This is a genomic window from Planococcus salinarum (assembly GCF_007004625.1).
Taxonomy (GTDB): domain Bacteria; phylum Bacillota; class Bacilli; order Bacillales_A; family Planococcaceae; genus Planococcus; species Planococcus salinarum.
In genome coordinates this window covers 13,015-37,062 of the sequence record NZ_VIFV01000028.1, presented here as the reverse complement: position 1 = coordinate 37,062, position 24,048 = coordinate 13,015, and the positions used below count along the sequence as shown (strand labels likewise).

At 48.1% G+C, this 24,048-nt stretch carries 27 protein-coding genes and 1 other annotated feature; of the genes, 11 read left to right on the top strand and 16 right to left on the bottom strand.

The genetic code is table 11. The features are described from left to right. Positions 1-251 precede the first annotated feature (251 nt). Both DIJ65_RS13445 and DIJ65_RS13440 read right to left on the bottom strand, forming a co-directional pair. Positions 252-455 carry a hypothetical protein gene (locus DIJ65_RS13445; protein ID WP_117303016.1) on the bottom strand — a complete coding sequence of 68 codons (204 nt, stop codon included), beginning with the start codon at positions 453-455 and terminating at the stop codon, positions 252-254. A 580-nt stretch (positions 456-1,035) separates the two neighbouring features. Beyond that, positions 1,036-1,800 (bottom strand): TerC family protein, encoded by a 765-nt coding sequence (locus DIJ65_RS13440; protein WP_117303019.1) that lies wholly within the window; start codon positions 1,798-1,800, stop codon positions 1,036-1,038. A gap of 360 nt (positions 1,801-2,160) precedes the next feature. On the opposite strand from DIJ65_RS13440, the gene DIJ65_RS13435 reads away from it, so the two are divergent. The 3 genes from DIJ65_RS13435 to DIJ65_RS13425 all read left to right on the top strand — a co-directional run bounded on the left by DIJ65_RS13435 (position 2,161) and on the right by DIJ65_RS13425 (position 5,014). Beyond that, the gene (locus DIJ65_RS13435) at positions 2,161-2,550 is read left to right on the top strand and encodes a MerR family transcriptional regulator (RefSeq protein ID WP_117303020.1); all 390 of its coding nucleotides are present in this window, start codon (positions 2,161-2,163) and stop codon (positions 2,548-2,550) included. A 35-nt stretch (positions 2,551-2,585) separates the two neighbouring features. Beyond that, positions 2,586-3,887 (top strand): hemolysin family protein, encoded by a 1,302-nt coding sequence (locus DIJ65_RS13430; RefSeq protein WP_117303022.1) that lies wholly within the window; start codon positions 2,586-2,588, stop codon positions 3,885-3,887. 68 nt (positions 3,888-3,955) lie between these two features. Next, entirely contained in the window at positions 3,956-5,014 is a 1,059-nt protein-coding gene (locus DIJ65_RS13425) for a hemolysin family protein (protein WP_117303023.1), read from the top strand. A 101-nt stretch (positions 5,015-5,115) separates the two neighbouring features. Here DIJ65_RS13425 and DIJ65_RS13420 read toward each other — a convergent pair whose 3' ends face one another. The 4 genes from DIJ65_RS13420 to DIJ65_RS13405 all read right to left on the bottom strand — a co-directional run bounded on the left by DIJ65_RS13420 (position 5,116) and on the right by DIJ65_RS13405 (position 8,733). After that, a complete protein-coding gene (locus DIJ65_RS13420; RefSeq protein WP_117303025.1) occupies positions 5,116-5,568 on the bottom strand; it encodes an SRPBCC family protein in 453 nt (150 codons plus the stop codon). Positions 5,569-5,667: 99 nt separating this feature from the next. Next, the gene (locus tag DIJ65_RS13415) at positions 5,668-6,324 is read right to left on the bottom strand and encodes a hypothetical protein (protein ID WP_142836504.1); all 657 of its coding nucleotides are present in this window, start codon (positions 6,322-6,324) and stop codon (positions 5,668-5,670) included. A 47-nt stretch (positions 6,325-6,371) separates the two neighbouring features. Beyond that, complete coding sequence (locus DIJ65_RS13410; RefSeq protein ID WP_117303028.1) at positions 6,372-6,929, bottom strand: hypothetical protein; 558 nt, start codon at positions 6,927-6,929, stop codon at positions 6,372-6,374. A gap of 367 nt (positions 6,930-7,296) precedes the next feature. After that, complete coding sequence (locus DIJ65_RS13405) at positions 7,297-8,733, bottom strand: M1 family metallopeptidase (protein ID WP_117303030.1); 1,437 nt, start codon at positions 8,731-8,733, stop codon at positions 7,297-7,299. A 335-nt stretch (positions 8,734-9,068) separates the two neighbouring features. Beyond that, positions 9,069-9,280 (top strand) — a binding site (T-box leader). 80 nt (positions 9,281-9,360) lie between these two features. Here DIJ65_RS13405 and trpE point away from each other — a divergent pair. The 7 genes from trpE to DIJ65_RS13370 all read left to right on the top strand — a co-directional run bounded on the left by trpE (position 9,361) and on the right by DIJ65_RS13370 (position 17,040). After that, positions 9,361-10,701, top strand: a complete 1,341-nt coding sequence (trpE, locus tag DIJ65_RS13400) for an anthranilate synthase component I (protein WP_117303032.1) — start codon at positions 9,361-9,363, stop codon at positions 10,699-10,701. Further along, complete coding sequence (locus DIJ65_RS13395; protein WP_117303033.1) at positions 10,698-11,267, top strand: anthranilate synthase component II; 570 nt, start codon at positions 10,698-10,700, stop codon at positions 11,265-11,267. The genes trpE and DIJ65_RS13395 overlap by 4 nt, the downstream gene beginning before the upstream one ends. Before the next feature lie 276 nt (positions 11,268-11,543). After that, complete coding sequence (locus tag DIJ65_RS13390) at positions 11,544-12,266, top strand: GntR family transcriptional regulator (RefSeq protein WP_117303035.1); 723 nt, start codon at positions 11,544-11,546, stop codon at positions 12,264-12,266. Beyond that, the gene (locus DIJ65_RS13385; RefSeq protein ID WP_185959556.1) at positions 12,263-13,405 is read left to right on the top strand and encodes an iron-containing alcohol dehydrogenase; all 1,143 of its coding nucleotides are present in this window, start codon (positions 12,263-12,265) and stop codon (positions 13,403-13,405) included. The genes DIJ65_RS13390 and DIJ65_RS13385 overlap by 4 nt, the downstream gene beginning before the upstream one ends. Before the next feature lie 3 nt (positions 13,406-13,408). Beyond that, positions 13,409-15,157, top strand: a complete 1,749-nt coding sequence (locus DIJ65_RS13380; RefSeq protein ID WP_117303038.1) for a thiamine pyrophosphate-binding protein — start codon at positions 13,409-13,411, stop codon at positions 15,155-15,157. A gap of 3 nt (positions 15,158-15,160) precedes the next feature. Further along, on the top strand, positions 15,161-16,078 hold the full coding sequence (locus DIJ65_RS13375) for a bile acid:sodium symporter family protein (RefSeq protein WP_071152283.1): 918 nt from the start codon (positions 15,161-15,163) through the stop codon (positions 16,076-16,078). Continuing rightward, positions 16,075-17,040 (top strand): SDR family oxidoreductase, encoded by a 966-nt coding sequence (locus DIJ65_RS13370; RefSeq protein ID WP_117303039.1) that lies wholly within the window; start codon positions 16,075-16,077, stop codon positions 17,038-17,040. The genes DIJ65_RS13375 and DIJ65_RS13370 overlap by 4 nt, the downstream gene beginning before the upstream one ends. Before the next feature lie 97 nt (positions 17,041-17,137). On the opposite strand, the gene DIJ65_RS13365 is transcribed toward DIJ65_RS13370, so the two are convergent. The 5 genes from DIJ65_RS13365 to DIJ65_RS13345 form a co-directional block, all read right to left on the bottom strand. Then, positions 17,138-18,313, bottom strand: a complete 1,176-nt coding sequence (locus DIJ65_RS13365) for an FAD-dependent oxidoreductase (protein WP_117303041.1) — start codon at positions 18,311-18,313, stop codon at positions 17,138-17,140. A 73-nt stretch (positions 18,314-18,386) separates the two neighbouring features. Beyond that, positions 18,387-18,740 carry a hypothetical protein gene (locus DIJ65_RS13360; protein ID WP_142836503.1) on the bottom strand — a complete coding sequence of 118 codons (354 nt, stop codon included), beginning with the start codon at positions 18,738-18,740 and terminating at the stop codon, positions 18,387-18,389. A gap of 49 nt (positions 18,741-18,789) precedes the next feature. Next, positions 18,790-19,059 (bottom strand): 30S ribosomal protein S14, encoded by a 270-nt coding sequence (rpsN, locus tag DIJ65_RS13355; RefSeq protein ID WP_071152285.1) that lies wholly within the window; start codon positions 19,057-19,059, stop codon positions 18,790-18,792. A gap of 55 nt (positions 19,060-19,114) precedes the next feature. Then, positions 19,115-19,264, bottom strand: coding sequence for a 50S ribosomal protein L33 (gene rpmG / locus DIJ65_RS13350; RefSeq protein WP_071152286.1), 150 nt, complete (start codon positions 19,262-19,264; stop codon positions 19,115-19,117). Positions 19,265-19,285: 21 nt separating this feature from the next. Further along, entirely contained in the window at positions 19,286-20,404 is a 1,119-nt protein-coding gene (locus DIJ65_RS13345) for a GTP-binding protein (RefSeq protein WP_071152287.1), read from the bottom strand. 381 nt (positions 20,405-20,785) lie between these two features. Between DIJ65_RS13345 and DIJ65_RS13340 the strand changes: the two genes are divergently transcribed. After that, positions 20,786-21,115, top strand: coding sequence for a DUF3784 domain-containing protein (locus DIJ65_RS13340; RefSeq protein ID WP_071152288.1), 330 nt, complete (start codon positions 20,786-20,788; stop codon positions 21,113-21,115). 15 nt (positions 21,116-21,130) lie between these two features. Here DIJ65_RS13340 and DIJ65_RS13335 read toward each other — a convergent pair whose 3' ends face one another. The 5 genes from DIJ65_RS13335 to DIJ65_RS13315 all read right to left on the bottom strand — a co-directional run bounded on the left by DIJ65_RS13335 (position 21,131) and on the right by DIJ65_RS13315 (position 24,025). Further along, the gene (locus DIJ65_RS13335) at positions 21,131-21,511 is read right to left on the bottom strand and encodes a hypothetical protein (RefSeq protein WP_142836502.1); all 381 of its coding nucleotides are present in this window, start codon (positions 21,509-21,511) and stop codon (positions 21,131-21,133) included. Between the two features lie 369 nt (positions 21,512-21,880). Further along, complete coding sequence (locus DIJ65_RS16725; RefSeq protein ID WP_084226101.1) at positions 21,881-22,186, bottom strand: TIGR04104 family putative zinc finger protein; 306 nt, start codon at positions 22,184-22,186, stop codon at positions 21,881-21,883. 38 nt (positions 22,187-22,224) lie between these two features. Then, positions 22,225-22,446, bottom strand: coding sequence for a hypothetical protein (locus DIJ65_RS13325; protein WP_071152290.1), 222 nt, complete (start codon positions 22,444-22,446; stop codon positions 22,225-22,227). A 315-nt stretch (positions 22,447-22,761) separates the two neighbouring features. Then, positions 22,762-23,493: a DNA alkylation repair protein gene (locus DIJ65_RS13320; RefSeq protein ID WP_071152291.1), complete on the bottom strand. Its 732-nt coding sequence runs from the start codon at positions 23,491-23,493 to the stop codon at positions 22,762-22,764. Between the two features lie 70 nt (positions 23,494-23,563). Beyond that, positions 23,564-24,025: a hypothetical protein gene (locus DIJ65_RS13315; protein WP_071152292.1), complete on the bottom strand. Its 462-nt coding sequence runs from the start codon at positions 24,023-24,025 to the stop codon at positions 23,564-23,566. Positions 24,026-24,048 lie beyond the last annotated feature (23 nt).

Below are 24,048 nucleotides of genomic sequence, written 5' to 3'. Positions count from 1 at the left end.
TGAACATCCAATAGACGTAAGTTTTCTGACAATAGTTTCGTTTTTTTAAGTATAGGCGAAAAAGTGGAATTAATAGGTATAATAAAGGATTAATCTTCTAAACCGATCAGAAGGCTTCGCAGTTGCGAAGCCTTCTTTTTATGGACGAGAGAGGAATTTTAGTGGCGGGAATTAGCCGACGAAATATTATCATATGCCACACATAATTATCGTTGCGCACACAAATTTGATTTATCGCACACAAATTCCCGTTACCGCACATAAATTTCCGGGAATAAAATCAGCGCCATTTCCTCATCGAAAATCCCCCGCCAGGAGGCAGTTTTTCGCGCCTTCGCACCTCTGATTAATGCTCTCCTGTTCCCTTCACAGCAAATTTCAACAAAACCTTCAAGTGAATGAATAAATTCGTTAAAAAACGGTGTCTTTTTGGCAAGCACTTTATCAATGCCCATATCCCCTTCTCCCAATGTACTTTAAAGATAAAAAGGCTTCGCGGACGCGAAGCCTTCTTTTAATGGATTGGAGTTTTTCGCGGGGCGAAAAACGTCCGCTTTTTGCACTTTCTCTTTTCAGTGGCTTTCGCGGCTTTTTGGTCATGTTAACCCTCGTTTCGGTAGCCGTTCGAGAATTTTTTAGTGTAAGCAATGGAGATTTCTATATAGACTATCAAGATTGGTGAATAATCACGATTTAGAGTGTCCATTTGGTCTCGAATATGAAAGTTGCCCTTCGTTAATTCCCATATTATGGACTTACTGTCCGCAAATGCTGAAATACTGTCCGGAAGAAGGCAAATACTGTCCGGAAATCCAAAATACTGTCCGGAACGGCTCAAATACTGTCCGGAGCTATTAAACGATCCTGATTTCCCTTCAAAGACGGGAAGTCCGCCAGAATTTATTATTTTCTTTTTATCCCTTCTAATCTATCCCGCCCAGTCGTGAAAAAGTGACACAAGTCGTCTACCTCCTTCTTAGATATAAAAAACCGGCACAGAAGAAAAAATCTCCTGAGCCGGTTGATTTTATTCTATTAAGCCAGTTTCTCTGACGCTCTCTTCTTCTTAACACTAACCAATGCCCCAACTGCCACAATTCCAAGCAACACGCCCCAGAAGATGAGCTTCCATTCCGCCGAATGGACGAAATCGTAAGGCAGGATGCCGAGGTTTTTATGGCCCAAAGTGAGAACCGTCAATTTAACGCCGACCCAGCCGACAATGACGAAAGCTGTCGTTTCCAGTTGTGGATATTCAGCCAGCAACTTAACGAATTTATGTGCCGCAAAACGCATGATGATGAGACCGAAGATACCACCGGCAAGCATGACGCCGAACTGGCCGCCGTTGATGCCGCCGATTTCCATTTTGCCCAGGTGAGGCAATGTCATCGCCAATGCGACCGCAGCAAGCATGGAGTCGATGGCGAAAGCGATGTCCGCCAACTCAACTTTCAATACCGTCATCCAGAAACCGGCACCTTGTGTTGCTTCCGGCTCTAACGAATGTTCTTTGTGTTTTCGCTGGTCGTAAATGTGCTTGAAGGCGATGAACAAAAGGTAAGCCGCACCTAACGCCTGAATCTGCCAAACGTCAACCAGCAACGTGATCAGGAACAACGCTGCAAAGCGGAACACGAACGCTCCCAATAATCCGTAGAACAACGCTTTTTTCTGCTGCTCTTTCGGCAAGTGCTTGACCATAACCGCCATAACCACCGCGTTGTCCGCAGCGAGCAACCCTTCCAGTGCCACTAAAACCAGCAACACCCATACATATTCCAATAAAATCGCTTCCATCTTCCAAACCCCCAGCTAATTTTTGCAACAAAAAAGACCCATGCCTTTTAAAAGGCAAAGGTCTTGCTAAGCAAAATTAACTGCTATCACAACCGGTGGCTGTTAACCACGTAATGACGACTGTGAAATAGGTTTCCCTATAGCTACTCCCCTTTGACGAACGTCAAAAGTCTATTGAGTTGTAACGTCAGTATAGCACCCCCGCTTTAAAAACAGCAAGCTTTTTTCGCTTAATTATGGCAAAGTTCACACATTTTATTTTAGTATATAATAACCATCACATTCGACTGTATGGTTTAAGATTTTATATGGTAGTATATTCTAAATCGGACTGGAGGTGTTTACGTTGGGAAGGACTTGATGAAGATCGGTGAAGTTGCAAAATTGAGTGGAGTGTCCACAAGAACCATTGATTATTACACGAATTCCGGCCTGCTGGCATTCGAACGCTCGGACACCAATTACCGGCTGTACCCGACCAACGTACTGCAGACACTCGAACGGATACAGGTATTGAAAAAACAGCGCATGTCTATTGCGGAAATCCAGGAAATCATTTGTGCAGGCGGGACGCCGGAAACGGAAGAACTGGTTGATGAAGTCATCGACGAATTCAACCGGCTGCAGCAAAAGATTGTCCGGCTGGAAGAACAGCTGAAGGATGCACCGGCTCATGCAAAAGCGCACGCAAGCAAAGCACTGGCAACCCAGATGGCCGCCATCACGGCCCTGCTCGCTTTGCTTCAATAAACCTCGGAGGTGAATCCCTTTTACAGGGAATATAAGTGGATATAATTACGATACTGAATTTAATATTATTGGTCGTCCTGCTCGGACTGACGGCATTTTTTGTCGGTTCAGAGTTTGCGGTCGTCAAAATCAGGATGTCACGTCTTGATCAATTGATTGCAGAGGGCAATAAGAAAGCGGTTATGGCAAAACGAGTGGCAGAGAACCTGGATTACTACCTGTCCGCCTGCCAATTGGGTATTACGGTTACAGCGCTTGGACTTGGTGCACTCGGTAAACCGACAGTCGAACGGCTGATGTACCCGATTTTCGAATTTTTTGCTGTGTCGGATTCGGTTGCATCGGCATCTTCTTATGCAATCGCATTCCTTCTTGTCACTTACCTTCACGTCGTTGTAGGTGAAATGGCACCGAAAACACTGGCAATCGAATTTGCCGAAAAGATGTCGCTTCTGCTTGCTCCCTACCTTTATTGGTTCGGACAGATCATGAAGCCTTTCATCTGGACTTTGAACGGTGCTGCGCGGATTCTATTGCGTTCGTTTGGTATACAGCCCGGGCTGGAACAGGCCTATTCGGAAGAAGAACTGAAAATCGTCATGGCGCAAAGCTTTGAAGGCGGCGCTCTCAATGAAACCGAACTTTCCTATATGGAAAATGTCTTCACTTTCGATGAGCGGGCTACAAAAGAAGTTATGGTTCCGCGTACCGAACTGGTGACGCTCGACAAAGATATGCCGCTGGAAGAAATCGTCCAGATTCTCGATGAATATAATTATACCCGCTACCCTGTCACAGAGGACGGCGACAAAGACCGCATCATTGGTTTTGTCAGCGCGAAGAAAATGCTGCCGCATATCGTAGCGGGCCGTCCATGGGAACTCCAGAACTTCGTCAGGGAATTGCCAACTGTTTTCGAGATGACCGGTTTGCAGAAAGCCTTGCTGAAAATGCAACACTCACGCGTCCATATCGCGTTGGTAGCAGATGAATACGGCGGAACCGCCGGCATGATCACGATGGAGGACCTGCTGGAAGAAATCGTCGGGGAAATCCGCGATGAATTTGATGCAGACGAGGTGCCGGATATCAGTAAAGTCAATGAAACCGATTACCTGATCAACGGCCGTGTATTGCTGCGTGACCTCGAAGACCGCTTTGGCCTTGAGTTTGAAGAAAGTGATGAAATCGATACAATCGGCGGCTGGGTACACTTCAAAAGTGCAGGTGACATCCAGACTGCTGACACGGTTATCGGTGACAATGGCATCTGGACTGTCGTGGAAATGGACAACCAGCAGATCAAAAAGGTTCAATTCCATCCGAAATCTTCTTAGATTTAAAAATACAATCGACTTAAAGAAATATTATACGGAGGTGAATCCCTCTTTCAGAGGGAACCATATTGGATGGTCAAATAATCATTAATTTACTGCTTGTTGCGCTGATGATTCTCGGAACAGCATTCTTCGTCGGTGCTGAATTCGCCATATTGAAAGTGCGCATGTCCAGAATCGACCAGTTAATATCAGAAGGAAATAAAAAAGCTGTACGCGCCAAAGAAGTGGCACATAACCTGGATTTTTACCTATCTGCCTGTCAGCTTGGAATCACAGTAACAGCTCTGATTCTTGGTGCACTTGGTGAACCGACGGTCGAACGGCTGCTCCGTCCTGCATTTGATGCTTTCGCAGTACCGGATGCCTGGGCCACTGCCCTTTCCTATGCCATTGCATTGAGTATTGTAACTTTCCTCCATGTAGTCATCGGAGAATTGGCACCGAAAACATTGGCAATCCAATACGCTGAGCGCATGACTTTGCTGCTTGCCCCTCCGCTTTATTGGTTCGGAAAAATTATGGGACCATTCATCTATGTACTGAATGGTTCAGCCCGTTTGCTCTTGAGAGCGTTCAACGTTCAACCAACTGGACACGAACAAGCCCATACGGAAGAAGAATTGAAGCTCATCATGGCGGAAAGTTTCCAAGGCGGGGAGATTAACCAGACCGAATTGAATTACCTGAAGAACATTTTCGCTTTCGATGACCGTGTGGTGAAAAACATCATGATTCCCCGGGAGCAGATGGTATCAGTCGATAGAGGATTTTCACGCTCGGAGTTTTTCGAGAAATTGGATGACCACGAATTTACACGTTATCCAGTGACGGAAGCCGGCAATAAAGATCAGCTGATCGGCTACATCAATACAAAAGAGCTCCTGACCAGCATGGCTGCCGGGCGCCAACAGGAACCGGCATCATTTATCCACGAAATGCCAAGTTTCACTGAAAATACGCCAATCCAGAAAGTGCTGACAAAAATGCAGCTAAGCAGTACGCATATGGCAATCGTTACTGCAACAGACGGCAAAACAACTGTCGGACTTGTTACGATGGAAGACATCCTGGAGGAAATCGTTGGCGAAATCAGCGACGAATCCATTGATGTTGAGCCGGTTTAAAAAATTAATATGAAATTAAAAGAGAGCAGCCGGCGCTGCTCTCTTTTTTGTGTTCAGCCCCTCACATATTTCGATGCGGAAGTTCAGCCGACTTTATTGCATCAATTCTTTTCCGCTATTCTTTTTAGCGCCAGAGCCCTCTCCGCAATGAACCGGTTCATGTACTTTTCAAGAAACAGCCGATCAGCAATTTTCCCGAGGATTCCGAGAGGCGAGCGATAGTCAAAACGGTCCCGCATGATGGTGCCGCTCCCCTTTTCAATAAATTCATGGGTATGCGTGAATGAGTGGAAAGCACCTTTTACCATGATGTCTGTAAAACGGTGCGGCCTGTCCATTTCGATGATTTTGGCTGTCAGTTTCTGCTTCACCCCAAAATGGGTGGCTTCCCACGTGACCGAATCGCCTTTTTCCATCAAGCCTGATGTTACGCCGGCCACAGCCCGTTCTTTTGTTTTAGCGGTTGTTTCGGTATGTACATCGACATTTCTTGTAAGATTAAAACAAACTTCCACGGGTGCATCGATGTAGATTTCGTGGGTTATTGTCGGCATCCTTTTCGACCTCCTTCCCACATCATACTTTCCAGGGTCACCGCCGCTTATCAAATGGCACTCAGACACCCCTGTCTGCATTCAGATAACTGCAATCGTTCAGAATGTCAGGTCACTTATTAATACAAGAGGCGAAGCGACATTGTGCATCAAACTTGCTTTCATCATTTCAACTTCTTCGGCTGGAGGAAATTCACCGGTTTGCACCGATTGAAGCTGATTGATTTCTGTATTGATTTGCCCTACTTGTTCACTGGCAACACCCAGCTTTTCTTGCATGGCTGCAAACGCTTCTTCCGATTGATCATACTCTTCGATTGTTTCATAGAGAAGATTCAGTATGGCTGTATGGGAAAAATAAGCTTTGCGGATTAACTCTTTCTGGGTTTCGCTTGATAACATATATTGGTTTATCGAAAATTCCTTTTCCGCCAAATCGCCATTGAGATCCCCGAATGAGATTAACCGGATCAGTTTATTGAAGTATTCATCGTTTTGAATTTCAGCTTGCGCCACCAAGTCCTCCAATTGCTCTGAATTCACATCAGCGTCCAGGGCAGACAGATTCTGCAACGATTCTTCCAGGTTGTCATTTGTTTCAAAAGTCTCGAGGGTGGTGATGAAGTTTGCATCACTTTTGCTTTGGTGATTCTCTTCGATCTGCTCGAGTTCGCTGCTGTAGGCCAGGTATTGACCGATATTAAGTACCAGTAACAAAAGAGCGGTAATTATAAGAAGCTTAAAAGGGTTCTTCACTGATTTCATTCCTTCCTGCATGTTTGCAGCAATTGGATTTCCGGCATTTACTTCGAAAGCCCAATGACTGTGCCGATCATTTCAAAGGCCTTCCCACGGGTCAGGTCTCCATCCAATGCGAATTCGAAAGTATAAGCGCCATCCTCCGTATTAAAGAAAGCCATCAGGAAATCCTTCCCTCCGCTGTCGGCCTCCAGGTAGTGCACATCCACTCCGTCAATCGTCTCCGTTTCATGGCTTCCATCCCCGCTGATCATTTCCGTTTCGTCGTAAGCCATGTTGAAAAAACTGGACTCCCTTTCATACACGCCATATATAACTTCGGAATCTGCATTTTCTTCGTATTTGGCAATGTCTTCGTCGCTCAGCAATGTCCCTTTTTCACCGGCGTAGTTCACAAGCAGTTTCGTTGAACTCGCAAATGGCAGCGATATGAGTTCCGCAGAGACCATCGGATATTCCGGAAACTCCGGCACAGCAACTTCTGTCCCAAACTCCTCTTCTGCCCGGTCCTCGATAGCACCGGTCGAATCCGCTGCCTCGGACGAGCAGGCGCCGAGCATGAGGAGTGGCAGTAAAAACGATGAATATGTACGCTTTTTCAATTGATTACCCCCTTTTGGTTCTGCGGCAATTCAGAAATCACCGGTGTATCCACTAAAACCTTACTCCTAATTTATCTCTATACAGTTACTTCTATATGTTCCTTAAAAATCCTCGTCCCGGGATTTTTTATTTTGGAGTGGCCTGGATTCCAAAATCAAAGCGGATTCTATTTTTTTCCATTTTAAGTATTTACTTTCCAAAATGCCTCAAATACTTTCTGTTTCAGGCCAAATACTTTCTATTTTTAACCGAATACTTTCTGTTTCTGCATAAATACTTTCCAAACGGTTTTTCATGCATAGCGACTTGGCTCATAGCTAAATTAATGAAAACAGCACTCTTTCTTTCGACCGCTCTTCACCAGCTTCACTTCAACCAGCTGTCCAAAAACTCACTTTGATCCCCTTCAAAATAGTCTTCAAAGAATACTTTGAACGCTTCACTGTCCACCCGCTTGAATTGGAATCCCGTATAATAGGCTGACAAAAATTCCAGTGCCGCCTCCCGACCGCCCCGGCCGTCAAAAAACTCCTTCAGCAGCAAAGGTCCCTTGCCATAGATGGTGGAATAATACTTCGCTTCATCGAATTCATCCAGTGGAAAATTGAGGTACGTCTCGGGCGGATAGCTTGCCTGGATTGACACCGCATACTGAAATCCGCTGTCCGCGTCGCCATGGCGGTCGCTGAGAAACAGCGCCGTGGTGAATTCCGCCAGGCTCTCATCCAGCCAGGCCTCTTTGAACGGATCATTGGCCACCAGGAAATAAAACCATTGATGGGCGATTTCGTGGACGAGAATCGCATCCAGGGCTTCTTCTTCCGTGGCCACTTCGATAATATTCGGATATTCCATGTAGCCATCGTTCGCGATGATGTCCAGTTCCCCGAACGGGTTGTCGCCGATGTGCTGTTCGAAATAGCGATAGGCGTCGCTTGCCAATGCGGTGGTTTCTTCCAGCACTCCGGTACCTTTGGGCGCGAACACCCGCAGGTTTGTATCACCCGCTTGTGCCGCTGCGGTTTCCCATTCCTCCGAATCCATGAAGGCGATGTAAAAATCCTTGTAGTTGTCGCCTTCAAGCTTGCCGGACGAAACGGCTTCAATCACGCCGTCTTCCGCCGAACTGGCGACCAGATAATCTGCCGGCAATTGGTAGCTTACGATGAAATTGCCGTATGCCGTATCATAGGACTCGCCTTTCGAATCATAATCTTCTATGTTCCAGCCATCGTCATACACCGCGAGCATCGGATACCACTGTGCCAGGTAAAAGTTATCTTCCACTTGGGACAACCGCATGCCTTCTTTCGGCAGCTCCAGGCTGTAGTCAATCGAGATTTCTACAACGGCGCCGCGCTCCAGTTCAGTCTCCAGTGCCACCATCAATTCATTATTGTCCAGCGTGTAATCGGCAGTCTCTCCGTCTACCTGCAGCGCAGAAATTTCGACTTCTGCATGGTCATCCCGATAAAATTGCGTATCCAATGCATTCATGGCATTTGGAACAAGGTAAAAGCCGATTTCGTTCCACGTATCCGCTGAATCGTTCGCCACTCCGATCACCGCTGACACCTGAAATGTTCCATCCTCCTTCATCTGCAATTCCAAGTCGTACTCAGCATTCGTGCCATCGGGCTTTCCGTCCGATGCCTGTTGATCGGTTTGCCCGTCCGCTAGGTGACGAGCCGTTTCGTCGTCCGGGACCGGTTGTTCGGATCGGCCTGAAAAGAAAGCCGAAAGCAACACCAGCAGGCTGATAAAAGCAATCACGCCAGCTGCTGCCCATCCTTTTTTCTTCATCATACATCCCCTGTTTCTGCGTCCTGCCGCAAGTTTATTCATGTATATCCCGTTCTCCGCCGGAAGTGAGAATCTCCTTTTTTATCCATTTACAAGTTTACCATCCAACCGGTGGCCGGGTCATTCACCGATTGGATGGTTGGAAAGAATTTGATGAAGAGAGGCAACTGTCCACCTGGTTCATCGTTTCGGCCTTCCTTTTGCGGGCGAAACCGCAAGCAACCGATTGACAAAGCGCGGCCGCTTGCATAGAATAAGGACAAGCTTTTGTATGAATCGTGGGAGCAGGCGCCGGGAGCGGCGTTGCCTGAGTACAGCCGAGCTGAGCATAGTTGAGTAAATCGTCGAATAGGAAGAGTAGCGCACAACAGCCTCTCATAGAGAGCCGGTGGCAGGTGAAAACCGGTGGGGCAAATGCGTGAATGGGCCTGGGAGAGGTGTCCTGAAATCAGAGTAGGGACATCCGTTTCCCCCGCGTTACTGGGGGCTAAGTGAAAGCCGAACCGGCTTTAACATGAGGTGGCACCGCGGTCAGTCCGTCCTCTGCAAGGAACAGTCCTGTTCTTTGCAGAGGGCTTTTTTTATTGGCTGCGCTTGCCGCACCAAGATCAGAGGAGATGAGCAGAGATGGAGATCAGAAAAATTGAAGGAGATTCGCTGACGCCGATTGCGGTGTTCAACCGGCTACAGGGGCCGAAAAAATGTTTACTTGAAAGTTCGTTGAAAACTTCACATACGGGGCGATATTCCTTTATCGGCGCCGATCCTTCGAAAACATACATCGGTGAAGGCAATCGGCTGAGGGAGATCGATTGCCGAACCGGCAAAGAAACCGTCCACGAAGGCAAGCCGCTTGAGCTGCTGAAGGACTTGGTGCCGACAGACTTCGAAGCCGTCGAGGGATTGCCGTTCACCGGCGGCGCGCTTGGCTATATCGGCTACGACGCCATCGGAGCCTACGAACCGGTGGAAGCCGCACGGGTGAACAGCCTGGGGATGCCGGATATTCACCTGCATTATTACGGCACCATCGTCGTGTTTGACCACGTGAAGCATGACGTAACGATAGTGTCCACCGAAGGAAAAGCGGAAGAAGTTGAAGCCCAGTTGCATCTGACGGAACAGCCGGAAATTCCGGAATTCCAACAGCCACTCCTGTTCCGTTCCAACACGGACGAGGATTCTTATAAGAATAAAGTGACGCGCGCCAAAGAACATATCGAAAACGGCGACGTGTTTCAGATTGTCCTGTCGCAGCGTTTGTCCGCTGATTACACAGGTGACCCGTTCACGCTGTACCGGAAATTGCGCAAGCAGAACCCGTCACCGTATCAGTTTTACATCGACTTTACCGATTACGCGGTGGTCGGTGCGTCGCCCGAGAGTTTATTGACACTGCGGAATGGCCATATGGTGACCAACCCGATTGCCGGCACACGAAAACGCGGCAAGACTCAAGAAGAAGATGAACGGCTGGCAACGGATTTGGAGCAGGATGAAAAAGAACAGGCGGAGCATAAGATGCTGGTGGATCTGAGCCGCAATGATGTGGGCCGCGTGGCAGCAATCGGTTCCGTGAAAATCCCGAAATACATGGAAGTCGAACGCTACCAGCACGTTATGCATCTCGTTTCGGAAGTCACAGGCGAACTCGGCAATGCTATGCATCCGCTCGACGCACTCGTTTCCTGTCTGCCGGCCGGCACCGTGTCAGGAGCTCCGAAGGTCCGCGCGATGCAATTGATCCAGCAGTTTGAAGATGAAAGAAGAGGCGTCTACGGCGGTGCTGTCGGCTATCTCGGCCACAATGGAAACTTGGATATGGCGCTTGCCATCCGCACGTTTGTCGTCAAAGACGGCCAGGTCCATGTCCAAGCCGGCGCCGGCATCGTCTACGATTCGGTTCCGCAGGCGGAATTCGAAGAAACTCTGCACAAAGCGCGTTCGCTGACGGAGGTGTTCGGATGATTCTCTTAATCGATCACTTCGATTCGTTCACCTATAATATTTACCAGTCCGTCGCGGGGATGGGCCGCGAGGTGGAAGTGGTGCGCTACGGTGTGCTGACGGCGGAGGAAATTTTGGCGAAAGAGCCGGAAGCCATCATTCTGTCGCCCGGCCCGGGACATCCCGACGAAGCCCCGGAATCCATCCGGCTGATCCAGCTTGCCGGCGGTTCCGTTCCCGTGCTCGGCATCTGCCTCGGCCAACAGCTGATCGGCGCCGCATTCGGCGGAACGATTATTCATGCACCGGTTATCCGCCACGGAAAAGTGTCGCAGATTTCCCATGGCAATGGAGGCATCTTTACTGAAATGGCGAACCCGCTTCCCGCAATGCGCTATCATTCGCTGGTGGTGGAAGCCAACTCGCTGCCCGCTTGCCTCGAAGTCCAGGCGGTGGCCGAGGACGACGATTCGATCATGGCAATAAAACACCGCGACTATCCGATTTACGGCATCCAGTTTCACCCGGAGTCAATCGGGACGCCGGATGGAGATAAGTTGATGGCCGGGTTTTTGGATCGGATCTGATGAATGAATGAATGAATAGAAAAGCGGAATTTCTGCACCATGTGAATGGGTGGGAATTCCGCTTTTTTAAGTGGAGATTTTATTTCACAGCCGCCTTAAAACCCGAAGAGATCACCTTTTTCGGGATTTCTAAATTTGCTCTTTCGCATCAATAAAATTCTACACAGAATTTTTAGAATAATTTAACACTTGCTCTAGCAATTCCCGACCGCTGTGATTATAATAACAAGTATACCAACTGGTAGTGACGTCATGATGAATATAAGGGGGATTCGAATGTTCGATACAGAGAGCCCTGTTCCCTATCATTTTCAGATACGGGATTTGCTGAAGCAGGAAATTGCGGACGGGGCGTATCAAGAGAAAGTACCCAGTGAACGGGAGTTGATGGAACGCTTCGCCGTCAGCCGGACGACGATTCGCGAAGCGATCAACCATCTCGTAAATGATGGAATCCTGGAGAAGGTGCATGGCAAGGGCACGTTCATCAAGCGCAACAAACAAGTGCACGAATGGCTGCATGCGATCAACAGTTTGACCGATACGGTGAAAGGGATGGGCATGAAGCCCGGTTCGAAGCTCCTGTTCAGCGGCGTTGTGGATCCGCCGGAGCTGGTTGCCTCTTATATGAAGAAAGACCGGCTGCATCTGATCAAACGGTTGCGGACAGCGGACGGCGAACCGATTGCGATCGAAAGCCATTATTACGCGACGGAACTGGGTGCCGCGCTCGAAAGGTATGATTTGGATAACATCACCATTTATGACGTTTTGGAAAATGACCTGAACGTCACGATGCATGAAGCCGAGCAGGCCATAAATTGTAAGCCCTTACAAAGGGACGACGCTGAAAAACTGGAACTGGATCCTGGCGTCAACGGACTGGTGGTCGACCGCCTGATCACGGATACGGCCGGGCAGCCAATTGAATATTACACAAGCGTCGTAAAACCCGAAATGTATGTGTTTCGGCTCAAAATGACAAGGCAAGGACGGTGAGTCAACTGGCTTCGACGACGCACTTTGCCCCGCGAATCATTCACGGCGCCGGCAGTATCAGCAATCTGAAAGCGGCCTGTGAGGCAATCCAGGCAACTTCTCTTTTCGTAATGATCAGCGAACGAGGCAAAAAGTCCCTGGCGAAAACATTTGAGCACCTCGCAGCAAACGGCATTTCGCTTCACTACTTCACAGCTTTTCAAAGTGAACCGACGACCGGGCATCTGCAAGATGCATTAGTAAGCTTCGAGCGTTCGAAGGATGACGGCATTTTGGCGATCGGTGGAGGTACGGCGCTGGACTTGGGCAAAGCCTTATCGGTACTGGCTGCGAACAAAGGGCTGACGTTACGTGATATTCCGCAACAGGGACCATTGAACAAAATCCCGTTGATTGCGATGCCCACCACCGCCGGAACCGGCAGTGAAGTGACGAAGGTGACGGTCATCACCGAAACTAAACAGAAGCGTAAATTGAATCCGGGGCATCCGTCATTAATTCCTGATGTCGTTGTGCTGGATCCGGAATTGACGCTCAGCATGTCGCCCAAAATCACAGCCGAAACCGGTTTGGATGCCTTGGCACACGCAATTGAAGCGTATGTGTCCACCCGCGCGACGCCGATAAGCGATGTTTTTGCGCTTGAAGCCATCCGCGCCATCGGAGGATCCATCCGGACCGCATACCGCGAACCGCAGAATTTGCAGGCGCGCGACGACATGCTTAGGGGAAGCATGTTTGCGGGTCTCGCCTTTTCCAACAGTTCGACCAATCTGGCACATGCGACGGCGCGTCCGCTTGGCACGCGATTTTCGCTGCCGCACGGCTTGAGCGTCGCGCTGATGCATCCGTACGTCATCGCGTTCGGAAAAGAGGCGGCGCATGAACGCTACACTGCAATTGCGGACGCGCTCGGCGCCAAAAGTGTTCTCTACTTTATTGAAGAGCTGAATGCTCTATTCGAATTAAAGGAAGAAGCACGAAAACGGCTCGACTTGGATGAGTTAATAAGATCCATCCCGCTGTTGGTGGAAGATGCACTGTCCGGCAACGGCATCGAAACGAACCGCAAGATACCGACACGGCAAGACATCACGGACATTTACAAAAATCTGGTGACTGACTTAATGGGGGAATGAAAAATGGGAGAAATTACAGGCGGCGGAGTATTGGCAAGAATGCTGCAAATTGAAGGGGTTCAAAATGTATTCGGTATTATTGATGGCACGTATTTCGGCTTCTATTCCAAGCTGGAACCACATGGCATCGAACTTGTTACACCGCGCCATGAAACGAGTGCGGCGCATATGGCGGGAGCTTACGCCCGCGCCACTGGAAAATTGGGCGTCTGCATGGCGAGCAACGGACCCGGCGTGGCGAATATTTTGCCGGGCCTGGTAGTCGAGGAAGCGGAAGGAAATCGCGTCCTCGTCATCACAAGTTCACGCCGCACCGGCATTATGTATCCGGACCGCGTTGGAACGTATCAATGCTTCAACCAATCCGGTGTGATTTCACAGCTCGCGAAATGGAGTGAAGCCGTTCCTTCCTTTGACCGGATTCCGGAAATGATGCGGCGGGCGCTCCGCAAATGCTACGAGGGACGGCCGGGTGTGGTGCATCTCGACATTCCGGAAAACATCATCAACGGAAAATTCAAAGATGAGCCCACTTTCTGGCAGCCGCATCAATACCGCTCCATGACGCAGCCGGAACCTTCCGATGCGCAGATTGACCAAACCGTGGAATTGCTTCTGCAAGCGAAATTCCCGATCATCCACGCTGGTTATGGCGTACTCCATGCGCAAGCTTCGGAGCAGCTCGAAAAAGTGGCCAAATTGCTCAACACTTTCGTAACGACAAGCTGGGCAGGACGCGGTGCGATCCCGGAAAGCAGCCCTCATGCCATGCCGATGATTCATATCGAAGCGAATAACAATATACGCAATGAATCCGATTTGGTGCTGGTGCTCGGTTCACGCCTCGGTGAAACCGATTGGTGGGGCAAAGCACCCTATTGGAACAAAGACCAGCAAGTCATCCAAGTGGATCTGGACCCCGGCATACTGGGCGGCAACAAACCTGTCGAATTGGCTATCCACGGCGACATCGCGAGCTTTCTGACAAAGCTTCACAAAAAAATTGAAATGAAAAAAGACCAATTAAATACAGATGCAATGAAAAAATATGTCGAACACTTCGGTCAGGAACGTGCGAAAGACCGGAAAAAACTCGATGAAAAACTTTCCGATACGTCAGTGCCGATGAATTCCGCCATTATTCCGGCCACTGTCCAAAAGGTCTTTCCGAAAGATACACCTGTCGTCTTTGATGGCGGCAACACCACCATCTGGGCAAACTTCTATTACCAGATCGAAAAACCGGGCACCGTCTTTTCGACCTTCAAATTCGGCATGCTCGGCGCCGGCACTGCACAGGCACTTGGTGCGGCGGTGGCAAATCCCGGGAAACCCGTTGTCTGCATGATCGGCGACGGCGCGATGGGCTTCCATCCGCAGGAAATTGAAACCGCTGTGCGCAACAACCTGCAAGTAATCTACATTGTATTCTGCGATAAGCAATGGGGCATGGTGAAGATGAACCAGCATTTCGCCCTGAAACCGGTGAAGACGCTGATCAAGAAATCGCTCAGTGCGGAAGAGAGCATCAAATCGGACCTTGGCGAAATCAAATTCGATAAACTCGCGGAAAGCATGGGCGCTTACGGGGCTCGCGTCAGCGATCCGAATGATCTGCAGTTTGCACTTGAACAGGCATACGCCACCGGCAAATGCGCGGTGATCCATTGCGACGTCAATCCCGTGCAGCATATGTGGGCACCGGGTCTGAGGTATTTCAAAGACTTACACGCCGAACCAAAGGGGAAATAAACCATGGGCATCGATGAGGTTCAACTCAATTTCAACCCTGCGACTTTGCTGTTGATGAATATCCTGATCGGCTTCATCATGTTCGGTGTCGCACTGGACTTGAAGCCCGCTGATTTCAAACGGACGCTGCGCTCGCCCAAGCCGTTCATCATCGGGCTGAGTGCGCAGTTTATCATCATGCCGGCGCTGACGTTTCTCCTTGTGCTGATCCTGCAGCCGCAGCCCAGTATCGCCCTCGGCATGTTCCTGGTGGCGGCAGCTCCCGGCGGAAACCTGTCGAATTTCCTGACGCATCTCGCAAAAGGCAACACGCCGCTGTCCATCAGCATGTCTGCGGTGTCCACCGCATTCTCGCTGTTCATGACGCCTTTGAATGTGATGCTGTGGGGCTCATTATACGGACCAACGCGCGAAATCCTGCGTTCTTTTATGATTCATCCCATCGATCTCGTCCAAACGATTGTCATCCTGCTCGGCATCCCTTTGGCTCTGGGCATGTATGTGAACCATAAGGCACCCCGCTGGTCATCAAAAGCCAGTCGATTCATGAAGCGCTTTTCGATAGGATTTTTCCTTGTGTTTGTTGCCGGAGCTCTGGCAGCGAACTTCAACTACTTCCTGGAATTTGTCAGCATGGTGGTTCTGGCCGTATTCCTGCACAATATGATCGCCATCCTGACCGGGTATTTTACCTCACGCGCTTTCAAACTGCCGGAACGGGACCGCCGTGCGATCGCCATTGAAATCGGCATCCAGAATTCGGGTCTCGCCCTCATCCTCGTTTTCAATTTCTTTGATGGCTTGGGCGGCATGGCGATTGTAGCGGCATGGTGGTCAATCTGGCATATTGTGACCGGCTTGGCCCTTGCAACATTCTGGTCCAAACGACCGGCACCAAAAGTGGAGAGTGTGACGGTATGAAAATTTTGATAACAGGCGCTGCAGGTTATATCGGCAGCCAGCTCGTGCAACAACTGGAGAAGAGAATTTCGGCCGAAGAGAAACCCTGGCGCATCGTCGCGACAGACATTCGGGATCAGCCCCATTATGAAACCGGCGCGCATACGAGCTATCATAAAATGGACGTCCGCGCTTCTGAATTTACCGAGTTCATGAAAGACCAGAAAGTCGATACCGTCGTACACTTGGCATCAATCGTGACGCCAGGCAAGAAGAGCAACCGGGAGTTCGAATATTCCGTAGATGTCCTGGGTACACAAAACGTTTTGGAAGCCTGTGTCGCAAACGAGGTCAAACGGATCGTCGTGACTTCGAGCGGTGCGGCCTATGGTTACCATGCCGATAATCCGGACTGGCTGACGGAAACGGATCGCTTGCGCGGCAATGAAGAATTCGCCTACTCCCACCATAAGCGGCTGGTTGAGGAAATGCTGGCGGATTACCGCGAAAAGCATCCCGAACTCCAACAGGTCATTTTCCGCATCGGTACGATTCTCGGACAGAATGTGAACAATCAAATCACCGCCTTATTCGAGAAACAAGTGCTTCTCGGCATCCGTGGCTCGGAAAGTCCGTTCGTCTTTATCTGGGATCAGGATGTGGTGGCATGTCTGATTCAGGCAATCTCGAATGACACGACCGGCGTGTTCAATGTCGCCGGCGACGGAGCCCTGACCATAACGGATCTTGGCCGGCTGCTCGAGAAGAAAGTGCTGCGCTTACCGGCAGTGGTGGTGAAAAATGGCTTGTTCGTGTTGAAACGCTTGAATCTGAGCCAATACGGCGAAGAACAGATTAACTTCCTGCGCTATCGGCCGGTATTGGACAATAGCCGCCTGAAGCAGGAATTCGGGTTTACGCCGACCTTCACTTCCCGGCAGGTGTTCGAGAATTACATTTCGAAAACGTGGCCCAGCCAATAAAACCAAAAAAGGCACTGTCCGATTGTTTCGGGCAGTGCCTTTTCTTTTGGAGATTATTTCTGCTATCCAGAAAACATCGGAATCTTGTAAAACCAGCTTAATGCGCTCCAATAATGCGCTCAGCCGCCTGCCGGGCACCGGAAATATTTTTGGCAATCGGACCTATTTCGAGTTCAGCCAGCGAACCCATTACATATAGGTTTTGATCCCATTGCAGATTGCCGTTGACGATAGGAAATCCGCAATTGGCACATTTCAACCGGTTCTCTTTGATGACAGACGGCAGCCAGGTTCCACCCGGCATCATCGATTCGAAGCCGGTGGCCAACAGCACCGTTCCGCTCTGATGAAGCAAGCGGTCGGTCTCGTCATACAGCTGGACTGCATCTGTTTCAAATGCGGCATGATGGACCTGTGCTTCTTCGATCTGCAGCTTATTTTTCCGTTGCTGGTGCAGCAGTTTGATGTGCAGGTCCCTTGGAATCGAACCTTTATGGCGCGCCTGGGAAATCAGCATGCGCCGCTTCTGGTAGGAAGACGCTTTCCGGAACGAAATTTGTTTTTTTGGCCCCAGCCAGCCAGGATCACTGTCAAAATCATGGATGCGGAACGGATGCCGCTTCAGCAGCGTCACCTGCTCCGGAAACAAAGTGCTCAACTTCATGGCCAAATGGACCGCCGTGATTCCTCCGCCCACCACAGTAAATGGCGCTTGCATTTCCTCGAACTCCGGCAGCGCCGGATCGAAAATATGATAGACCGGGGCCTGGCATTGGTCTTTCAACGTCACGGCCCATTCCGGCCAACTCAATTGTTCACTGTTGCCGATGGCCAGCACCAGATTTTCTCCCTGTACCTTATCCGCGTTTTGCAGATGCACCTGCCACCCCGCTGTAATTTTGCTGACGGCTTCCACGGTTCCTTGAACCCAGGCCTGTTTCAACGCCAAATCGTTGATAAGGTGATCGCAATGGTTTTCAAACAAAAGAAGCGAAGGCCGCTTAAACCTTCCCAGGAAAGAACCCGCTTCATTGGCGCCATTGCTTTTGACGAATGCGTCCAGGCTGAAAGGGTTCACATCCAGATGATGGACACCCGGCGAACGTAAATAAGGCATGGAAATGGCATTGGTGCAGCGCCGCCAATTCGCCAGCGGTTCCGCATGCTGATCAATGATGACCAGGTCTTCCACCGCAATCTTTTTCTGCTTTATCAAGTAACTCGCCATTGTTATTCCTTGAATACCACCGCCGACAATTATCCATTTGAACATGACCCGGCGCTCCTTCCCCATGCACTTCTCAGCTCTTTACTCTTACTGGATTCGTTCAAGAAACACGAACCGGCTAATTGATGAATAAGAACAGTCTTTTGTTTCCTTCATCCATCAGTTCCGGATTTTGTCCCGCTCCAAATTCGATCCATTTCACTCTCTTGCTGCGGTGCTTGATTTTTTGGTCCAGCTCATCTTCAACCTCCATGAGCATTGCGACAACCTTATGATATGGCCATTGGAAATAATTCATGGCGGCGTTAACGGGAGAGTCCGCCAGCACCAGGCTGTAGAATTCATCCACTGTCGCCGCTTTTTCGGCCAGTGAATCTTCTGCCTCGGTTACGAATTGGTACAGTTTTCGCTTTTCCTCGGGAAGCCTGGCAATTTCGCTCTTCAATAAAAAATCCATTAACCGCTCATTCACTTTTTCCACGTCCCTGCTCATTGGTTTGTTGAAAAGTATACAACCTATTTTACCAGCTGGCTTTTTTGACGCCCGGCAATTGGCCTTGGTGGGCGAGGTTCCGGAACGCGATCCGGGACATGTTGAATTTGCGCATATAGCCTCTTGGCCTGCCGGTTACCTCACAGCGGTTCTTCAGACGGGTCGGAGAAGAATTCCGCGGCAGTTTGCTTAGCGCAACGTAATCCCCTTTTTCCTTCAGTTCCTGGCGAAGCTCCGCATAGCGGGCTACCATCCTTTGCTGTTTGTGGTGTTTCGCCACTTTTGATTTTTTGGCCATGTCCATCTCTCCTTCCAATTAGTAATTATTACGATTTAAAATTATGGAAATTTTTTTATTTTGTTTCGCGGTGCAATGTAACTCTTCTTAGCCGCGGACAGTATTTCTTCATTTCCAGGCGTTCCGGGTTATTGCGTTTGTTCTTCACCGTCGAATAATTGCGGTCACCTGTTTCGGTGCAGGCCAATGTAATGTTTACGCGCATTTTTCATACCTCCTTTCTCGTTTAAACTTCTTCGTAAAATGCCGGCAAGGGATCCTGGAACGTTTTCCAATCCATCGTCATTTCTTCTTCCGTCAGTAAACAGCGATCCAACTCTTCCGTAATGGCCTGCTGATCCATGCCCACTCCGATCAGAACAAGCTCGGTCATCTTCACGCCGTACCCCAAATCCCATGCGCCCGCTCTTTCAATGCTCAAAGAGGGACCGGCCTGGGACAGCAGTACCGCAACTTTATCCCGTGTGGAGAGCCATAAGAAACCTTTGGCCCTCACCACTTCCACCGGCCAATCGACAATCCAGTCCATCAACCGTTCCGGATGAAATGGCCTGGTGCTCCGGAAGACAAAAGAGCCAATGCCATATTCTTCGGTTTCGGGAATGTGCTCTTCATTCAATTCCTTTATCCATCCTGCGCTTTGGCTGGATTTTTCAAAATCGAACCGCTTTGTGTTCAGCACGTCCTGATTGTCGACATGTGAATACACCGTTCCGATGATTTTGGCGTCCGGATTCAAGCGCTTCAGAACGGCTTTCAATTCCTCGCCTTTCTCTTCCGTCACTTTATCCAACTTGTTGACGACCAACACGTTCGCAAATTCAATCTGATCAATCAACAAATCAGCGATTTCCCGCACGTCATCCTCTGTCGCCGCTTCTTTTCGTTCGAGCAGTGTCTCCCCCGAAGCAAAGTCCGCCCAAAACCTTGCAGCGTCCACCACCGTCACCATCGTGTCGAGCGTGCAAAAATCGGCCAGGTTGATCCCAAGGTTTTCATCCAGATAAGAAAAAGTCTGCGCTACCGGAACCGGTTCGCTGATTCCCGACGACTCGATGACGATATAGTCGATTGTTCCAAGCTTCGCCAGCTTTTCCACTTCAAGGACCAAATCTTCCCGAAGCGTGCAGCAAATACAGCCATTTTGCATTTCCACCAACTTTTCCTCAGTTCGTGAAAACCCGCCCTGTTCAACCAATGAAGCATCTATGTTCACTTCGCTCATGTCATTGACAATGACGGCCACTTTCAGCCCGTCGCGATTGTGCAGGATATTATTCAGCAAAGTAGTCTTGCCCGAGCCCAGGTAGCCGCTCAGGACCGTCACCGGAATTTTTGGATCCATCTGTAGTCCACCTTTCTGAGAAACAGTAATTATGTAAATAGTAATCATTACGTTTTATAGCATATAAGGTTCTTGCGAAAACTGCAAGCACTTCTATTAAAAAATGTGATTTTGGTTTTGAGATTTCTCTTCCGTCCGCTCCCAGACAATAAAAAAGAGCAGAAACTCATAGATACGTTTCTGCTTTGCGGCTAGGTATAAGCTTGTTCTTCAGCCAAATATGGATGGTTGGACTTGATTCATGCAGGATCGCTTTTGCAGGTGAACTCAGGTAGGAGAAAATTTCAAAGGATTGAAAATGTTCCTGGAACCATTCAAAATGAGGTTAAAGAAACAGATCAGGGGCAGTCCCAAAAATTATCATGATGAGGGGTTTTTTCAATGGCATCGGAATTACTTATTTCTCTGGGCGGAATTCTGCTTCTGCTTGCTCTCGGCCTTTACCTGCTGCAAGGCAAAGGCGCAATGCTGATCGCGGGCTATAATACACTGCCGAAAGAAGAGAAGGAAAAATACGACGAAGTCGCTTTGTGCAAAGCGACGGGCAAATTGATCTTGAGCTTTATATTTCCCATTGCGTTGCTTACTTTGGGTGGCTTTTTTCAACTGACTGCCCTGGTGATTGCCGGTGGCGTATTACTGGGAATCCTAATAGTATTCGGACTGATTTACATGAATACCGGCAACCGCTACAAGAAGGACGGGAAATGATTCCTTCCAGTCGATTTATGGCGCAAGCCCGTAATAGAAAAAGAGATGCAGGTAAAAACCAGTGACGGAAAAGACCAGGCTAAACAAGGTATAGATTATCATCATCGTTACTTTCGCCGTCCTGGTGATTTCCAGTTTCCCTACGCCTTTATAGATGTGGATTCCCAATGCAATGAAAAAGGGCAAGATCATCAGAAAATAGAAAATGATGATTCCAATTGCATATGCATCTGTCCATTCTCGGGAAAAATTAATATCGCCCTTGAAAGCATTGTTGATCCAGGCATACAGAATTAAGAAAGACAGCTGGACCACTACCGCGTAGGCAAATAGAGGCTTCCGAAATCCCCCAAGATTGGAAAGCTTCCAGTAAATGAAGCAATAAATGACGGCCACAATGATTCCGGTGTATAGCGTAAATGGATAAAAGATAGGAGCCCTCCTTCCGTAAGCGGTTTGCACAATCTTTTATTGCTTGCAATTGTACCAATAATACCCAGTAGCTTCCAGTTACTCTCAAATACCACGTTTGCCACGAAAAAAAGAAGGAGTTTTGCAGCGTAAGGGGTTTCGTTTCATATCGCAAAACATTAAAATGTCTATTAAAATGACTAGCAAATCAACCTATCAGTTGCCTTACACAAATTTACCAATAAAAGGGTACGAGAGAGACGGAAAGAGAACACGAAAAAACACCTCAAGCGGAGGAACTCTGGATTAACAGAGTTTCTGACTAAATGAGGTGTTATTTTTACTTCTCCAATTTCACCATAGAGGTTTTTGTTCATTTGAAAGTTTGATTGTAAAAGGGACATAGGTGAACATGCCGAGAAAAAATAAGATGAAAAAAGAAATAAAAACTACCTTGTTTAAATCGAAAAAGGAACTTAAAAAAACAATTATGAATAGCGGAACGAAAGTAAATAAAGAAATCCCTAATTGCGTTCTTTGAGATACATATTGTCTTTTTTCACAATTCGGACAATTTTTGTTGTTTTTAAACCCAATTATAACTGTATCAGACCAACTCCACTGATGATTGCAATTTTGACAGTTTGGTATCTCTCTCACTCCTTTCTTTTAGAATCCAGAACTATTCGCAGATATGTTTAAGTGGTATCCGACTTTTTCTGTGAAAAATACAGAATTCCCATCACAACCGCTGGTATCATAGGCATTAAAAAAGCCAAATTTGTATAGAATAGTATCGGTGCTATCAAAGCACCGATACCGAAAAGAAGTAACGCTAAAGATTTATCTTTAATACCATAAAAGAGTAATAAAACACCAGTTATTCCTAGTACGATAAAAAATAAAATTATCCAATTCATATACTTTCACCCGCTACTAATTATTTATATTGGAGAAAAAACTTACTTCTATCTGATGATTTCAAATCATTCGAATGCTTCGTTATGAATCTTATCTTCACTATATCCTTTTTCCATATAAAAACCAATTATTCATAAATTCCGGTAAAAAAAGACCCCGATATGGGAACTCTGAATTTCCAGAATTCCTCAAAGATTGGATTGGATTTTATTTATACATTTTTTATTACATTTGCAATCGCATTTTTGAGTTTTGTGATAGGAAACAGAACCCGTTATTTGCAGCGAACTCCTTCTTTATCTATCCAAATTAAGTTAACATCTTACATATTTCCGCTTGAAACCGATTCTGTCTTTTTCCATCGCTTTTTCGATGGCTGCGGTGGCATTCAAAAAACTGTTTTTCTTGCCTTCCCGCTTCATTTCAACGGTACCTACCTGCCTTGCCGTTTCCAATGCTTTTTCGGTCAATGGCTTATACGAAACTCCGACCGTTTCGATGAAATTATTCATCGCCAATTTGGTGCGTTCCGGTGCGTCGTGGATGGTGCGTTCCGGCGAATCGTAGATTGTGTCTTTCACAAGGTCGAGCATGCCGGAAATCTTGCTCTCCGAAAACTCCCCGTCTTTGCGGCTTCCGAGAAGCCAGCAATAGCAGCTCCAGCCCGCGGACATACGCAACTCGTCGCCGCTTGCAATCCATCTGTCGGCTACTTCCTGCGCAATGTCCGATTCAGACAAGGTCACTGCAACCACAAAATCAGAGATCATATAGAAATACGCGGAATCCATCCAACGGTCGTAATCCGCTGCCGTCATCGCTTTCGGATCGGCGATGATGCCGGCAAAATACATCGCATCGTAATTTCCCGTCGCATACAATTGCTCGGCCAATTCCTGGTCGACCTTTATTTTCTTGGCAATCGGTTTCATTTCACCTGTTGTCACACCAAAAAGCGGCTCACGCGCTCCGTTCGACATGTATATCTTTTTCATCCGCTCTTTGCTCAATGCTTCGAGTTCCTGCATAACCGTTTCGAATTCCATTGGGTTGCACTTCCTTTCCCTGTTATCATCATCCCTGGAAATTGAGGCATCACATCAATCCAGAAACTTTCTAAAACTTTTCAAAAGTCGTTACACCGCGTGGGCTTAAATAATTCCGATGGCTCAGCTCCTCCACCCATTTTTTCGGATTTAATTGATACAGGCCATAAATGTCCTGGTATGTCAGACTTCCGGTATTCACTCTGATGGGTTCCGGATTTTCTCGAAGTTCTTGTATGTATTTTTCCAAAGCATGCTGATTCGGGACACTATAAACCTTGAACACATCTCCCGTTTCCATGTATTTTTCAAGATAGTTCAAAAACCAACAGCTTTCGATTCCTTCCACTTCGTACAGATAAGGCAAAGAAAACAACCCTTCAATTTCTTTCAGCCATTCATCATCCAGTTTTTGAACCGTGAAGAAATGAACATCTTCTTCGCTTTCGAATTCTGTTCGACTATTATACTTTTCAATTTCCTCAGGCATTTCAAAAGGTTTTGAGGACGCAAGGAAGGTGATTTTAGACATTTTTTACCCCTCCATTTAACCAT